This window comes from Mesorhizobium sp. CA4 (genome assembly GCF_020165075.1).
Taxonomy (GTDB): domain Bacteria; phylum Pseudomonadota; class Alphaproteobacteria; order Rhizobiales; family Rhizobiaceae; genus Mesorhizobium.
Window position 1 is genome coordinate 15660 of record NZ_JAIUHK010000040.1, and the last position, 14209, is coordinate 29868.

Annotated in this window: 12 protein-coding genes and 1 pseudogene; 8 read left to right on the forward strand and 5 right to left on the reverse strand. The window is 63.1% G+C overall.

The window, feature by feature from the left end:
* The 7 genes and pseudogenes from LB528_RS25620 to LB528_RS25650 all read left to right on the forward strand — a co-directional run bounded on the left by LB528_RS25620 (position 1) and on the right by LB528_RS25650 (position 7455).
* The gene (locus tag LB528_RS25620) at positions 1–1380 is read left to right on the forward strand and encodes an amidohydrolase (protein ID WP_224518151.1); all 1380 of its coding nucleotides are present in this window, start codon (positions 1–3) and stop codon (positions 1378–1380) included.
* Positions 1381–1406: 26 nt separating this feature from the next.
* The gene (locus LB528_RS25625; RefSeq protein WP_224716761.1) at positions 1407–2501 is read left to right on the forward strand and encodes a BMP family ABC transporter substrate-binding protein; all 1095 of its coding nucleotides are present in this window, start codon (positions 1407–1409) and stop codon (positions 2499–2501) included.
* Between the two features lie 2 nt (positions 2502–2503).
* Positions 2504–4027: an ABC transporter ATP-binding protein gene (locus tag LB528_RS25630; protein WP_224716762.1), complete on the forward strand. Its 1524-nt coding sequence runs from the start codon at positions 2504–2506 to the stop codon at positions 4025–4027.
* On the forward strand, positions 4024–5124 hold the full coding sequence (locus tag LB528_RS25635; RefSeq protein WP_224716738.1) for an ABC transporter permease: 1101 nt from the start codon (positions 4024–4026) through the stop codon (positions 5122–5124). The genes LB528_RS25630 and LB528_RS25635 overlap by 4 nt, the downstream gene beginning before the upstream one ends.
* Positions 5121–6032 carry an ABC transporter permease gene (locus tag LB528_RS25640; protein ID WP_224716739.1) on the forward strand — a complete coding sequence of 304 codons (912 nt, stop codon included), beginning with the start codon at positions 5121–5123 and terminating at the stop codon, positions 6030–6032. Before LB528_RS25635 ends, LB528_RS25640 begins: the two co-directional genes overlap by 4 nt.
* A 118-nt stretch (positions 6033–6150) precedes the next feature.
* Positions 6151–6285 (forward strand): annotated as a pseudogene (locus LB528_RS25645) (transposase); the annotation flags it as partial.
* 264 nt (positions 6286–6549) lie between these two features.
* The gene (locus LB528_RS25650; RefSeq protein ID WP_224716740.1) at positions 6550–7455 is read left to right on the forward strand and encodes a LysR family transcriptional regulator; all 906 of its coding nucleotides are present in this window, start codon (positions 6550–6552) and stop codon (positions 7453–7455) included.
* Here LB528_RS25650 and LB528_RS25655 read toward each other — a convergent pair.
* From LB528_RS25655 to LB528_RS25675, 5 genes are all read right to left on the reverse strand, one after another.
* The gene (locus LB528_RS25655) at positions 7439–8140 is read right to left on the reverse strand and encodes a peroxiredoxin-like family protein (protein ID WP_224716741.1); all 702 of its coding nucleotides are present in this window, start codon (positions 8138–8140) and stop codon (positions 7439–7441) included. The two genes, LB528_RS25650 and LB528_RS25655, sit on opposite strands and share 17 nt — an antisense overlap.
* A 141-nt stretch (positions 8141–8281) precedes the next feature.
* Positions 8282–9628 (reverse strand): dihydrolipoyl dehydrogenase family protein, encoded by a 1347-nt coding sequence (locus LB528_RS25660; RefSeq protein ID WP_224716742.1) that lies wholly within the window; start codon positions 9626–9628, stop codon positions 8282–8284.
* Positions 9629–9647: 19 nt separating this feature from the next.
* Positions 9648–11042 carry an NAD(P)/FAD-dependent oxidoreductase gene (locus tag LB528_RS25665; protein WP_224716743.1) on the reverse strand — a complete coding sequence of 465 codons (1395 nt, stop codon included), beginning with the start codon at positions 11040–11042 and terminating at the stop codon, positions 9648–9650.
* A gap of 33 nt (positions 11043–11075) precedes the next feature.
* Entirely contained in the window at positions 11076–12227 is a 1152-nt protein-coding gene (locus tag LB528_RS25670) for a patatin-like phospholipase family protein (RefSeq protein WP_224716744.1), read from the reverse strand.
* Between the two features lie 22 nt (positions 12228–12249).
* A complete protein-coding gene (locus LB528_RS25675; protein WP_224716745.1) occupies positions 12250–13032 on the reverse strand; it encodes a 3-hydroxybutyrate dehydrogenase in 783 nt (260 codons plus the stop codon).
* A 253-nt stretch (positions 13033–13285) separates the two neighbouring features.
* Between LB528_RS25675 and LB528_RS25680 the strand changes: the two genes are divergently transcribed.
* Entirely contained in the window at positions 13286–14197 is a 912-nt protein-coding gene (locus LB528_RS25680) for a LysR family transcriptional regulator (protein ID WP_224716746.1), read from the forward strand.
* Positions 14198–14209 lie beyond the last annotated feature (12 nt).

The window sequence follows — 14209 nt, forward strand, 5'->3', positions numbered from 1 at the left end:
GTGGCGGGCTATTTGCTGAAGGGCTGCGCTGCGGTCATCGTGGACGAGGGCAACGGTCCCGACATCCGACGCAATGTCGATATCTTGACCGACGGCCCGGCAATACGGGCCATCGGCGCAGGCCTCGACAAGGCAGACCTGCCCGTTGGAACAATCACGCAGGACGCCGCTGGCTGGTTCGTCTATCCCGGCCTCGTCAACACCCATCACCACTTCTTTCAATGCTTCGTGCGCAACCGGGCCGATCTGGACTGGACGAAGCTGTCGGTCATCGAATGGCTCGACCGCATCTATCCCATTTTCTCGCGGCTGACTGAGGAATGCTTCTACCACGCATCGGTCACGGCGATGGCCGAGCTGATAAAGCACGGCTGCACGACGGCATTCGACCATCAGTATTGCTTTCCGCGGCAGGCGGGCAAGCGGCTGATCGACCGGCAGTTCCAAGCAGCCGAACTGCTCGGCATGCGCTTCCATGCCGGACGTGGCGGCAACACGCTGCCCAAATCGGAAGGCTCGACCATCCCCGACGCCATGCTGGAAACGACCGACGAATTCATCGCGGACTGCGCCCGGCTGATCGACGCCTACCATGATGCCGGTCCCTTCGGCATGCGGCAGGTCGTGGTCGCGCCTTGCCAGCCAGTCAACTGCTATCGCGACACCTTCGTGGAATCGGTGGCGCTGGCGCGCGACCGCGGGGTGCGCATGCATACCCATGTCGGCGAGGGCGAAAGCCCGGTAATCGAGGCCCGTCACGGCATGCGGACGGTGGACTATTGCGCGGATATCGGCTTCTGCGGGCCGGATACCTTCTATGCCCATTGCTGGGAACTGACCCACGACGAGCTGCGCAAGATGGCCGCGAGCGGCACTGGCATCGCGCATTGCCCCGAACCGGTCTATCTCGTCGGCGCCGAAATCACCGACATTCCGGCGATGTCGGCCTTCGGACTCAGTGTGGGTCTGGGCTGCGACGGCGCCGCCTCAAACGACAATTCCAACCTGATGCACTGCATCCATTCCGCCTACATGCTGCAGTGCCTGTCGGCGTCGACGCGCGATCATCCGGTGCCGCCGCCGGCCGATTTTCTCGGCTATGCGACGACCGGAGGCGCGGCATTGCTCGGGCGCGGCGACATCGGCAGGCTGGCGCCCCGCATGGCCGCCGACCTTTTCGCCATCGACACGCGGCGCATGGACTATGTCGGCACGCGGCACGATCCGCTGAGCCTGCTGGCCAAGGTGGGCATCGGCGCGCCGACCGACATGACCATGATCAACGGCCGCATCGTCTGGGCCAAAGGCGAATTCCCGGGGCTCGACGAGGCCAGGCTGTTTGCGCAAGCCGAGGCGGCGCTTGCGACGGTGGAATTTTAGAAACCAAAACAAGGGGAACCGACATGCTGATAAATCTTACCCGCAGAACGTTGCTGAAAGGCGCGGCCGCCTCTGGGCTCGTCGTGGCAGTGGGCGGCCGCGCGCTTGCCGCCGACGAACCTCTGGGCATCGTGCTCGTGGTCCCGTCGCCGGTCGGCGATGTCGGCTGGGGCCGTGCGCTCGCCGACGGGCTTGAGCCTGTGAAGGCAGCCTACGGCGACAAGGTGAAGGTGACCATCATCGAGAACATACAGGAAGGACCCGATGCCGACCGGATCATGAACAAGGCGGTCGCCGACGGGAACAAGTTCCTGATCGCCGGCTCCTTCGGCTATCAGAACGGCGCCCTGCAGATCGCACGCCGCAATCCCGACGTAACCGTGCTGCACGCTTCCGGTTTCCAGGTGGCGCCGAACTTCTCGCCCTTCGCGGCCCAATATTCCCAGGGTACCTACCTTATGGGCATGGCGGCAGCCGCGCTTTCGAAGACTGGCAAGCTCGGCTCGGTCTCTGCCTTCGCCATTCCCGAGCTGATCACCTCCATCAACGCTTTCACGCTGGGAGCGCAGGCGGTGAAGCCCGATGTCGAGGTTTCGGTCGTATGGGTGAACTCCTGGTTCGATCCGGCCAAGGAGCAGGAGGCCGCCAAGGCGCTGCTAGCGCAGAAATGCGACGTGATCTTCTCTAACGCGCAGGACACGCCCTCCGTCGTCTCGGCCTGCGAGGAGGCCGGGGTTCCCGCCTTCAACCTCAACTCGTCAATGAAGAAATACGCGCCCAAAACCTATCTCGGCTGCGTGGCGACCGACTGGTCGCCCTTCTTCAAGGCCTCGGTGGACGCCCACATCGCCGGCACCTTCAAGGGCGCAAACGCTTTCCTGGGTGTCGGCGACAAGGTGGTCGAGGCCGTTGACTGGAACCCGGGAGTCCCGGCCGACACGATGGCCAGGATCAAGGACGTTGAAGCCAAGATCGCCGATGGCAGCTTCTCGCCCTTTACTGGTCCGATCGTCAAAGCCGACGGCAGCGAGGGCGTGCCCGCCGGCAAGACGATGACCGGGGCCGAGATCGTTGCCATGGACTGGCACGTCAAGGGTGTCACCACGCCGCTGCCCAAGTGACCGTGACCGTCCCGCTCCTGTCGCTGCGCGGCATCTCCAAGAGCTACGGCCAGATCCATGCCAATCGAGACATCGATCTGGATGTGGCTCCACGCTCGATCCATGCGATCCTCGGGGAAAACGGAGCGGGCAAGTCGACGCTGATGAAGCTGATCTACGGCGTCGAGCAGCCGGATGCCGGAATGGCGACCTGGAAAGGAGCCCCCCTGGCCCTCGCTTCCCCCGCGGATGCGAGGCGCAAGGGGATCGGCATGGTCTTCCAGCATTTCTCCTTGTTCGAAACACTGACGGTGGTGGAGAACATTCGCCTGGTCGTGCCCAAGGGCAAATCGGATCTCGCGGAACGTATCCGCGCGCTCGGCCGCGACTTCGGACTCGAGGTCGATCCGCTTGCCCATGTGCACGCGCTCTCGGTAGGAGAACGGCAGCGGGTGGAGATCATTCGCTGCCTGATGACCGAACCCCAGCTCCTGATCCTCGACGAACCGACCTCCGTCCTGCCGCCGCAATCGGTGGACAAGCTGTTCGAGACTTTGCGGCGGCTGCGCGACGGCGGCGTTTCGATCCTGTTCATCTCGCACAAGCTGGAGGAGATCCGGGCGGTCTGCGACCGAGCGACCATCCTGCGCGGCGGGCGCGTCACCGGCCATGTGGACCCGCGCGACCATGACGCGCACGACCTCGCCCGCATGATGATCGGCCGCGACATGCCGCAGCCCATGCCGGCGTTGGCGCATTCCGGCGGCGAAAAGCGCCTCGAAATCATCGGCCTGGACCATCAGCCTCACGATCCCTTCGCCGTGCCGCTTTGCGACGTCAACCTGACGGTGCGTGCCGGTGAGATCCTCGGCATAGCGGGCATATCGGGCAACGGGCAGAGCGAACTCGCGGCGCTGATCTCGGGCGAAACGGTGCTGCCGCGCGCAAAGTCCGATTGCATCTGCATGATGGGAAAGGATGTCGGCGCGCTCGATGCGGCTGCCCGCCGTCGGCTGGGCTTCGCCTTCGTTCCGGAGGAACGGCTCGGCCGCGGCGCGGTGCCGGAAATGTCGCTCGTCCTCAACAGCCTTCTGACCGCCCATCCGTTCGGCCTGCTGAAACGCGGCCTTGTCGACACAGCCCGGGCGAAGGCTTTCACCGAGAACTGCATCCGGCAATACGACGTGCGCACGCCCGGTTCCGAAGCGGAGGCCGGCGCGCTTTCAGGCGGCAATCTGCAAAAGTTCATCGTCGGCCGCGAGATCATGCTGTCCCCGAAATTGTTGTTCGTGGCGCAACCCACCTGGGGCGTGGACATCGGCGCGGCCTCCGCCATCCGCCGGCGCCTTGTCGCCCTGCGCAACGAAGGCATGGGCATCCTCGTCATCTCGGAGGAGCTGGAGGAACTGTTCGAACTTTGCGATTCGATCCAGGTGATCCATCAGGGCCGGCTGAGCCCGCCGCTGGTGACGCGCGACACCAGACCCGAGGAGATCGGCCGCTACATGATCGGCGCGCATTCAACGGCCAGCAAGGTCCCGGCATGAGCGCTCTTTCCAGGCCGTTCCTTCCGGTTCTGGTTCGCCGGGAGCATGCCTCGCTTCCCGTCAAACTGATCGCCCCGCCCGTCGCGCTCGGCCTGGCGACGCTGCTTAATCTCGGCCTCTACATCCTGATGGGCCGCGATCCGGTAGCCGTTTTCCACGCGATGCTTCTGGAGCCTTTCCTGTCCTGGGCCTCGTTCTCGGAAGTCCTGTTGAAGACGGGGCCGCTCCTGCTGATCGCGCAGGGGCTTGCGATCGGCTTTCGCGCAAAGGTCTTCAACATCGGCGCCGAGGGCCAGTTCATCCTCGGCGCGATCTTCGCATCGGCCATTCCCATCTGGTTCCCGCAGGCAACGGGCCAGTGGATCTGGCCCTCCATGCTCGTCATCGGCGCGCTGGGCGGCGCGCTGTGGGCGTCGCTCACGGCCTTCTGGCGCGTGAAGCTCAACGCAAACGAGATCCTCGTATCGCTGATGCTGGCGCTCGTTGCCGCGCAATTGCTCAACTACCTGCTTCTTGGCCCCTGGAAAGACCCAAACGGCTTCAACTTCCCGCAATCGGTGATGTTCCAGTACGACGCGATGGTGCCGATCCTGATCCCCGGCACCCGCGTCAACGTCTCGCTGCTTGTCGCCTGCGCCTTCTCCCTCGGCGCCTGGGTGTTCATGCAGAGGAGTTTCGCGGGTTACAAGCTGCAGGTCGGCGGCCTCGCGCCGCGCGCCGCCGGATACGCCGGCTTCAACGAAGGACGCGCGATCTGGCTTTCGCTCCTCGTCGGTGGCTTCGCGGCAGGCCTCGCCGGAGCGGCCGAGGTGGCCGGGCCGCTCGGACAGTTGCAGCGCTCCATCTCGACCGGCTACGGCTATGCCGCCATCATCGTCGCCTATCTCGGTGGCCTTCACCCGGTCGGCATCGTCTTTTCCGCGTTGCTCATGGCGGCCCTCTATATCGGTGGCGATAACGCCATGGTCTCGGCAAATCTGCCGGTCGCTGCGGTCAGGGTCTTCCAGGGCAGCCTGCTGCTTGCTTATCTTGTCGCCATCGCCTTCGTCCGCTATCGGCTCGAATGGCGCCATGCCGCCCACGGAAGCACGCCATGAACGCCGTGGAATTCGTCCTCGCCGGGATGGTGGCGGCGGCTACGCCGTTCCTTCTGGCGGCGCTCGGCGAACTGGTGGCCGAGCGCGCCGGGGTCCTCAATCTCGGTGTGGAGGGCCTGATGGCCCTCGGCGCAGTCATCGCCTTCATCATCGTCTATCAAGGCGGCGGGCATCTCCTGGGTTTCCTCGCCGCTGGTCTCGCCAGCGCCGCTCTTTCCCTTGTCTTTGCCGTCGTGGCGCTGGGATTCCGCGCGAACCAGGTTGCGACGGGCCTCGCCATAGGGATCCTCGGCCAGGGCCTGTCGGCGCTGTTCGGCAAGAGCTTTGAGAGCCTCACGGTCAAAGGGCTTCCGAAGCTCTCATTGCCCTGGCTTTCAGATATCCCGGTCATCGGCGGCTTGTTCACCCAAGACATTGTCGTGTGGCTTTCGCTTGCTGCGACCGTCGCCATTTGGGCGATGTTCGCCTACACCAAGACCGGCCTCGTCATCCGCGCCGTCGGCGAGAATCCCAAGGCGGCCCGTGCGCTCGGCTATCCGGTAATCGCCGTGCGCTTCGCCGCGGTCGCTTTCGGCGGCGCGCTGGCGGGTTTCGCCGGTGCCTACGCGGCCGTGGTCTACACGCCGCTCTGGGCCGATGGCATGATCGCCGGGCGCGGCTGGATAGCGATCGCGCTCGTCGTCTTCGGTACTTGGCTTACCAGCCGTATCTTCCTTGGTGCTTGCCTCTTCGGCGCCGTGTCCCTCGCAAGCCTCGCGGCCCAGACAACTGGGGTCGACGTTTCCTCGCAACTTCTATCGAGCCTGCCTTATCTTGTGACAATCATCGTGCTGGGCGTCATTTCTTCCAACCGGCGTCTGCTCAAGCTCAACGGCGTGGCTTCGCTGGGAGAGCCTTTCGAACAATAGTGCCGCCAGGGCGCGCAATAACCCGACATCTGAGCTCAGGTCGCGCCATACCTGGGGCATGAAGGGCTGCACGCAATCCTCAGTCCATGCCTTAAAATGCTGAGCTGATCCCATTCCGCAGGTCAAGGCGATCACGGAAGAGCTGTGCGGGCATGCCTTCTCCGCCTCGTCGATCTCGGCCATCAACAAGCGGCTGGACGAAAGCCTGAAGGCCTTTGCCGAGCGCCCGCTTCAAGAGCCCTTGGCCTACCTCACCACCGTAAGGCGGGATGCGGGACAGCCCCCGGCGAAGGGCGCCATATAACTCCGATGTGCGTCGCGGCTGCCCAATTGCAGACGCTTAGTAACAGCATGGCGAATGTCGTGAGTGGGGCCGAATGCTGACCGGCGGTTTTCAGGGCCGGAATGGCGAAAGCGAACACTTAAGCTGCATGTGCTTTGCCGAGCCCTCACCATTGCGGTAGTCTGCAAACATGCTTAATCGCTAATCGACCATTTCGCTGAGGGGCGAGACTTCATGGAGATGCAGCAGGTCCGCTATTTCTTGGCCCTGTCTAACACGTTGAATTTCACGAGAGCGGCCGAGGAATGCAACGTCACTCAGCCGGCTCTTACGCGTGCAATCAAGACGCTTGAAGAGGAACTAGGTGGAGAGCTCCTCAGGCGCGAGCGTCAGCACTCGCACCTCACGGAACTCGGGCGCCGCATGCTGCCGTTGCTGCAACAGTGCTATGATGCAGCCACTTCCGCCAAGTCACTAGCCAAGGCGGTGCAAAGCAGTGACGTTGCGCCGCTCAACGTCACCATTTCCAACAGCATCAATATTGCGCTGTTGGTTTCACCATTCACCGAACTCTTTCGGGCCTATCCCGGTGTGCATCTCAAGATCCACCGCGGCTCGCCGGCAGCTGTGATAGAGGCGCTGAAAGGCGGCGAAGTGGAGTTGGCGATCGCCGGTCCGCTCGGACAGGCCTGGGATCGCCTGAACGTGTGGCCGCTGTTCCAGGAAGGGATCGAACTCGCGGTAAATTCGGATCACCCGCTCGCCCGGCGAAACAAGGCTGATGTCGCGCTGGCGCAGCTCGCCGCTGAACCCGTGCTCAGTCGGATTGATTGGGAGACGAGCGAGGAACTCGCGCGTTGTCTTTCCGCCAAGGGATATACGCCCAGGACTGCGCATGAAGTCGAGACCGACCAGGATCTCCTTGCGCTGCTGGAGGCCAATGCCGGAGTGGGCTTTGTCACGCTTACCGCACCGCGATCCTCGACCACACGCCGGCTTAAGCTTCGCGATCTGGACGTCTCGCGGGTCGTTTCGGTCTATGCGGTTGCGGGCCGGCAGCGCTCGCCTGTCGCGACGACTTTGCTTAATCTGCTACGGGCGGCCGACTGGACATCCTTCGGCGTCAGCGAGCCCGCCTGAGCGCCGCGATCAGGTCGTCGATGTCCATGCGACGGCGGTAGTCTGGATCGACGAAGCGATCCGTGATGATTCCGTCAGTTCGGACAACGAAGGTGGCTGGAATGGGCACAAACCAGCTGGAGTTGCCCTGATAGTTGGGGATGTCGAGCCCCAGGCCCATAAGCCGCTCCATTTCGGCGCCGACCCAGATCGCGAGGTTGAGCGACAACGCATACCCGTTGTCCATGTCGATCAGGAACGGGAACTGTGCTCCGACCGAAGCCTTCATCGCCTTGGCGAACCTGCGCCGCTCCGGCATGATGGCAATCACTTGTCCGCCCAATTCCGCGATCTCGCGCTGCACCTCGACAATCCCGATGGCGTTCAAGCGGCAATAAGGGCACCAGTGACCGCGCTGAAAGGTGATGACGGCTGGCCCCTTGGCCAGGATTTCCGCGAGGCTGACAAGCCTGCCATCGTCGTCAGGCAGCAGGAATGGCGGCATGACATCGCCGGATTTTGGCGCCGCCGCTCCGGCACCCTGTTTCTCCAGGCGTTCGACCAGTCGATCTACAGCGTCCGCGAACTCCGAGTTTAGGCGGCGGACCGCCGCGGCAACCACCGCCAGCCGTTCATTGAGAGGCGCATCAAGTTCGATGGCTGCCTGGACGGACTGCTCGAATGTCATTGCCTGGTCGGCGGCCATGTCTGCACTTTCATACGTCGCACACAGCCTACCACCGTAACCCCTCGGCAGTTGCCATGCTTTTCCTGCATGGATTTGATGCCCCACCTGCATCGACACATGCCAGGTCTGTGTCCGACTTCGCTGGCCCGAGGCGAGGCGTTACATCATGTTCTTGATATCCGCCGTGAAGGTCGGGAAAGCGCAGACCATTTCAGACAGCTCTCGTGCCGTGATGCCGTGCTTCATCGCGAGCGCAAATATGTGGATCAGCTCTTCGCCGGCATGGCCGACCAGGTGAGCCCCAAGGATCCTGTCTGTCGTTTCCTCGACGATGATCTTCGACCATGCGACCGGCTCGGCATAAGTCCTGGCCGAAAGCCAGCCTTGCATGTCGTTCGAGTGGACGTTGATGATGAAGCCGTGTTCCCTCGCCTTGGCCTCGGTCAAACCGACGGTTGCCACTACCGGAATGCTGTAGAGAGAGGCGGGTATGTGACTGTAGTCGGGCCGGTGTTTCGGGCCGTCGACGATGTTGCGGCCGACGATGCCGCCCTCGTAGGTCGCTATCGGCGAAAGCTGCGGAGAATTCCACACTGCATCGCCGCAGACATAGACGTCCGGATTGGAACGGGAACTCAGATGATCGTCGATCTCGATGCGGCCTTCGCGATGCACGATGACGCCGGCGCCGAGATCGAGGCCCTCGACATTGGCAACGCGCCCGGCGCAATTGACGGCCCGATCTGCGTCCACCCGGTATTCGGCGCCATCCTTCGCGAAGCTCACCCGCAGTCGCCCGTCGACCTCCTCGATCTTCTTGACCCAGGCCTTGGTATGGATGCTGATACCCAGGCGCTCGCTCTCGGCACGGATTTGGGCGACGGCATCCTCGTCGAAGCCTCCGAGGAGTTGCGGCAGCGCCTCGAGGATGGTGACTTCGACGCCGGCGCGTGCATAGACGTGGCCTAGTTCGAAAGCGATAATGCCGCCGCCAATGAACACGACAGCGCGAGGCAACACAGGATCGCTCAGAACATCGTCGGATATGGTCAGAAATTCCGAACCTGGGATCGACAGCGGGCGCGGCTTCGAGCCGGTGGCGATGACGATGTTTCTGGCCTCGATCTCTCGGGTGCCGACGCGAATGGCGTTGCTGGCGACAAAGGCGGCCTCGCCGTGGATGACATCGACGCCGCGCTTTGCCATCAGTCCGGACAGTCGGGATGGAATGTCCCGGATGATGTCCTTTTCCCGCTCGATCAAGGCTCGCCAATCGAGCCTCGGCGGATCGATCTTGATTGCATGGGTGCCGACTCTTCCGATCTCGTCGATCGCGTGGGCCGCCGCAACCAGCACCTTCTTCGGCGTGCAGCCGCGATTGGGACAGGTTCCACCGAGATCGCGAGCCTCGATCATGGCGACGGAGAGTCCGGCGGCGCGCGTCGCGACCGTGGCGCCCATTCCGGCATTACCGCCGCCCAGGATCACGACGTCATACTTTTCCATCGCATCGCCTCCGCCGCGCTCAGTGAAGCTTGATCCGCGGTTTGACGCGCCTGACGATCATCTCGCCGATCGAAGCAAGCGTTGTCTTCGCGAAGCCGTGAACCGCCCTGAGATGCATCTTGTGCAGCGAGCGATAGACGAGCCTCGCAACGAGACCTTCGATCTTCAGTCCGCCGATCAGGCTGCCGAACGCACCGTAGTCGGCAAGTGAGACGAGGGAACCATAGTCGCGGTAGCGATACGCCGGCGGGGCCCGCCCTGCGAGACGTGCTGCAATCACCTTGGCCATGTGGTCTGCCTGCTGATGGGCCGTCTGGGCTCGGGGCGGCAAGGCGCTTTCCTCGCCCGGCAGCATGCAGTTCGCGCAGTCGCCAATCGCGAACACATTCTCGTCTGCGACCGTCCGCAAGGTTTCATTGACGATCAGGCGGTTGATACGGTCGGTTTCGAGACCATCGAGGCCCTTCAGGAATTCCGGCGCCTTGATTCCGGCCGCCCAGACGACCAATTCGGCAGGGACAAAGAGCTTTTCGCCCAGCCGGATGCCGTCTTCGGTCACCTCAGTGACCTTGATCCCGCAGCGTATCTGCACGCCCAACTTTATCAGCAAGCGTGCCGTGGCGCGCGCCATCTGCTCGGGCAGGGCAGGCAGAATCCGCGGCCCTGCTTCGACGATAGTGATGCGGATCAGCCGTTCGAAATCGATGTTGTCGAGATTGTGCGACGCAATTTCCCGCATCGACTTGTGCAGTTCCGCCGCCAGTTCGACGCCGGTGGCGCCAGCGCCGACGATGACGCAATGAAGCTGACCAGGCGAAAGCGGCTCATATTGCGCGTTGGCGCGCAGGCATGCGCCGATCATCCGCTTGTTGAATCGGGCGGCCTGCTCCGCGGTGTCGAGCGAAATGGCATGGTGAGCGGCGCCCGGCGTGCCGAAATCATTGCTGACACTGCCGACGGCCATGACCAGCGTGTCGTAGCCCAGGACACGTGGCGGGATGACCTGGCGGCCGTCATCGTCGAAGCTGGGCGCGACGAAGACCTGGCGCTTGGCACGATCGATGCCGACGACCTCGCCAATGCGGTATCGGTAGCCGTGGCGGCTGGCATGGGCGATGTACTCAACCGCGTCGTGCGAGGCGCTCAAGGCGCCGGACGCTACCTCATGCAGAAGCGGCTTCCAGATATGGATGCGGCTCCGGTCGACAAGCGTGACGGAAAGCCGCCGGCTGCCGAACTTGCGGCCAAGGCGCGTCGCCAGCTCCAAGCCGCCCGCGCCGCCGCCCACAATGACCACGCGATGCAGTGACTTGTCCGCATGCGAGGGAGTCTCCGGGATCGTGCGGAACAGCGCAGCATTGTTGGCGAGCACGGCTTCCGGGATCAACCGCATGCCGGGGGTGACGATCTGCATCGGTGGTCTCCCTATCTTCCTCGGCGCGGCGCATCACTCTTGGGATTCATGGATGACGATGCCTTGCAGCATGTCGACCTCGCATTCCCAGGGCTTGTCGGCGAGGACGCGCTGCCCATGCTCGTATCCTGCCTGCCAGCGCGTGCGGATGCCCGAGCGGGTGAAGTCGATGTCCTTAGTGTGGTCCTCGCCGTCCAGACGCGGCGAAAGCAGGCGCACGAGGTGCATCACCGACGGGCAGCCATAGGAGGCGAGTTCCTTGAACATCGGATCCTCGCGGCGCTCCTCCGGCACGAGCCTTCCCATTTCGCGCACGACATGCCGCAATCGATGCAGTTGCTCCTGCCGCGCAACGTGGCTCCGGCCGCGGCTGGCGTATTGAAGGTCCTTCTGCCGCCCCATGACCTGCCAGATCGATTTCGGCTCGGTGGCGCGGGGCTGCCACATGTTGACCGCGAAGATCAGCGCGTCTCGCCTGGGTCGCTCATCCAGCACGACCTCGATGGGCGTGTTCGAATAGATGCCGCCGTCCCAATACGGCTCGCCGTCGATGCAGACCGCCGGAAACGCTGGCGGCAAGGCGCCCGATGCCATGATGTGCGCCGCCGACAAGATCATCTCGCGCGTGTCGAAATATTTGAGCTCGCTGGTGTTGACGTTGACCGCGCCGACCGTCAGCCGTGTGTGGCGGCCATTGAGGTAGTCGAAGTCGACCAGATTGTTCAGCGTCCTTTTGAGCGGATCTGTGGTGTAATAGGATGCGTTCTCGACACCGACCTCGCGGTTCACTCCAAACATGGCGCTCGGGTTCGGTTCGAAAAATCCTGGGATGCCGCGCATCACCGTGCCCATATTGGCAAAGATGTTGCTCGGAACCATCATGCGGAAAAACTCGTCAAATGGGCTGCTCCGGCTCACACCATCCCAGAATTCCTGAAGCCTGGGCAGACGATCGCCGGGCTCGTTTCCGGCAATTAGCGCGGCGTTGATGGCGCCGATGGAGGTGCCTATGACCCAATCCGGTTCGATATTGCCTTCGACCAGCGCCTGGTACACGCCGGCCTGATAGGCGCCGAGCGCGCCGCCACCTTGAAGGACAAGGACGGTCTGACGCTTGACTTCGCCCTGATGGCCGATCGCCGGTCCTGCTTCCGGGGCGGATAGGTTTTGCGTGATCTTGTTCATCACCTTCGCTCCTTGTGCGGGTCTAGTGAGCGGTCCAACCGCCTTCGATCGGCATGACGGCGCCGGTGATCGAGGCCGCGTCGTCCGAAGCCAGGAAAAGGCAGAGCGCGGCAACCTGCTCGACCGTGACGAAGTGCTTGGTCGGCTGCGCAGCCAGCAGAACATCCTTGATGACCTGCTGCTCGGTGATCCCGCGCGCTTTGGCCGTGTCGGGTATCTGCTTCTCGACGAGCGGCGTGAGCACGTAGCCGGGGCAAACGGCGTTGACTGTGATGCCCTGTTCGGCAGCCTCCAGCGCGACGGCCTTGGTCAGGCCGGCGAGACCGTGCTTGGCCGCGACATAGGCGGACTTATAGGGAGAGGCGACGAGCGCGTGCGCCGAGGCCACGTTGATGATGCGACCCCATTTGCGCGCCTTCATCGCCTGCAAGGCGCGCCGGATCGTATAGAACGAGGACATCAGATCGATGGCCACGACCGCTTCCCATTTCTCGATCGGGAAGTCATCGATCGGCGCGACATGCTGAATGCCGGCGTTGTTGACCAGTATGTCGACGGCGCCGAACTCGGCGATGGCCTTGTCCATCATCGCCGTGATCGCGTCGCCCTTGCTCATGTCAGCATCGTCGTATCGAACGGCGACCCGATGATCGGCCGCGAGCTTTGTCCGCAGGCGTTCGATCTCGGCTGCGTCGCCGAAGCCGTTCAGAACGATGTTGCAGCCCTTGGCCGCGAAGGCTTCGGCAATCCCTTGCCCGATGCCGCTGGTCGAACCGGTGATGAGCGCTGTCTTGCCATTGAGCATCGTCTTGTCCTTCTGATTGAGCCCCACACGCAACAGGGTGCGTGCCGGCTCTGGATGTGACGACAAATATGACGAACCTCCGCAAGCTGCGGAAATGCCGTTGAGACATGGATTCGATAGCCGACGGTCAGACCGTTGGCCTCAAGCCCCGCATGTCGATCGAGCGATCGGGTTGTTTGACGCGAGGGCAGCTAGTAAGATTGCCTGGCAACGCGGGTCGTGCGCCATGCGCGCGCCCAAGGGGAAGCGTGCAGTGGAGATCAGCCAGGTCCGATATTTCTTGGCCGTTGCCAAGGAGCTGAATTTCACCAGGGCAGCCGAGCAGTGCAATGTCACGCAGCCCGCGCTGTCGCGCGCGATCAAACTCCTGGAAGATGAATTCGGCGGACCGCTTTTCCACCGTGAGCGCCGCTTCACTCACCTTACCGAGCTCGGCCGCATGGTGGAGACCTATCTCGAGGGCGTCTTCGAGAACTCACGCCAGGCAAAGCAGATTGCCGAGCAATATGTGACCCTGAAGAAGATGCCCCTCAAGGTCGGCATCATGAGCACGATCGCTCCGGACGAGATCATCGAGCTCATCGCGGCTGTGCGCGCGCACCACCCAGGCGTCGAGTTGCATCTTTGCGATGCGGACGCGGTGAGCCTCAGGAAAAGGCTGCTCGAGGGCGAGCTTGAGGCTGCCATCTACGCGTTGCCTTCAGACGCTCCCGACGAAGAAGTACACTCCCTGCCGCTGTTCCAGGAGCAGATGGTGATGGCTGTTCACCTGACCCATCGCCTTGCCAACCAGCGCGTGGTGCGGGTGAAGGATATGAGCAACGAAAGCTACATCCACCGCAACAATTGCGAGTTCGCCGGCTACGCCGATGCCATCCTTGCCGAGCAAGGCGTGACGGTCAGTCCGGTCTACTGGAGTGATCGTGACGACTGGACATTGGCGATGATCGCTGCCGGCCTTGGCTTCGGCTTCATGCCCGAGCATACCGTCAAGCATCCTGGCGTGGTGCCTCTGCCGATCACGGAGCCGGAATTCTGGCGCGAGGTCAATCTCGTCACGGTGCGCGGCCGCAGGCATTCGCCCGCGGTCGGCGCATTGGTGCGAGAGGCCACACAGAAGAAATGGTTCGGCGAGCGGGTGAAGGCGCTGTCCGCCGCCGAGTAGGTTTGCCGGGAC

What these genes read in the sequence shown, in the direction of transcription:
- LB528_RS25635 (WP_224716738.1), top strand. Translation starts at nt 4,024, where the DNA reads ATGAGCGCTCTTTCCAGGCCGTTCCTTCCGGTTCTGGTTCGCCGGGAG.
- LB528_RS25640 (WP_224716739.1), top strand. Translation starts at nt 5,121, where the DNA reads ATGAACGCCGTGGAATTCGTCCTCGCCGGGATGGTGGCGGCGGCTACG.
- LB528_RS25650 (WP_224716740.1), top strand. Translation starts at nt 6,550, where the DNA reads ATGGAGATGCAGCAGGTCCGCTATTTCTTGGCCCTGTCTAACACGTTG.
- LB528_RS25655 (WP_224716741.1), bottom strand. Translation starts at nt 8,140, where the DNA reads ATGGCCGCCGACCAGGCAATGACATTCGAGCAGTCCGTCCAGGCAGCC.
- LB528_RS25660 (WP_224716742.1), bottom strand. Translation starts at nt 9,628, where the DNA reads ATGGAAAAGTATGACGTCGTGATCCTGGGCGGCGGTAATGCCGGAATG.
- LB528_RS25665 (WP_224716743.1), bottom strand. Translation starts at nt 11,042, where the DNA reads ATGCAGATCGTCACCCCCGGCATGCGGTTGATCCCGGAAGCCGTGCTC.
- LB528_RS25670 (WP_224716744.1), bottom strand. Translation starts at nt 12,227, where the DNA reads ATGAACAAGATCACGCAAAACCTATCCGCCCCGGAAGCAGGACCGGCG.
- LB528_RS25675 (WP_224716745.1), bottom strand. Translation starts at nt 13,032, where the DNA reads ATGCTCAATGGCAAGACAGCGCTCATCACCGGTTCGACCAGCGGCATC.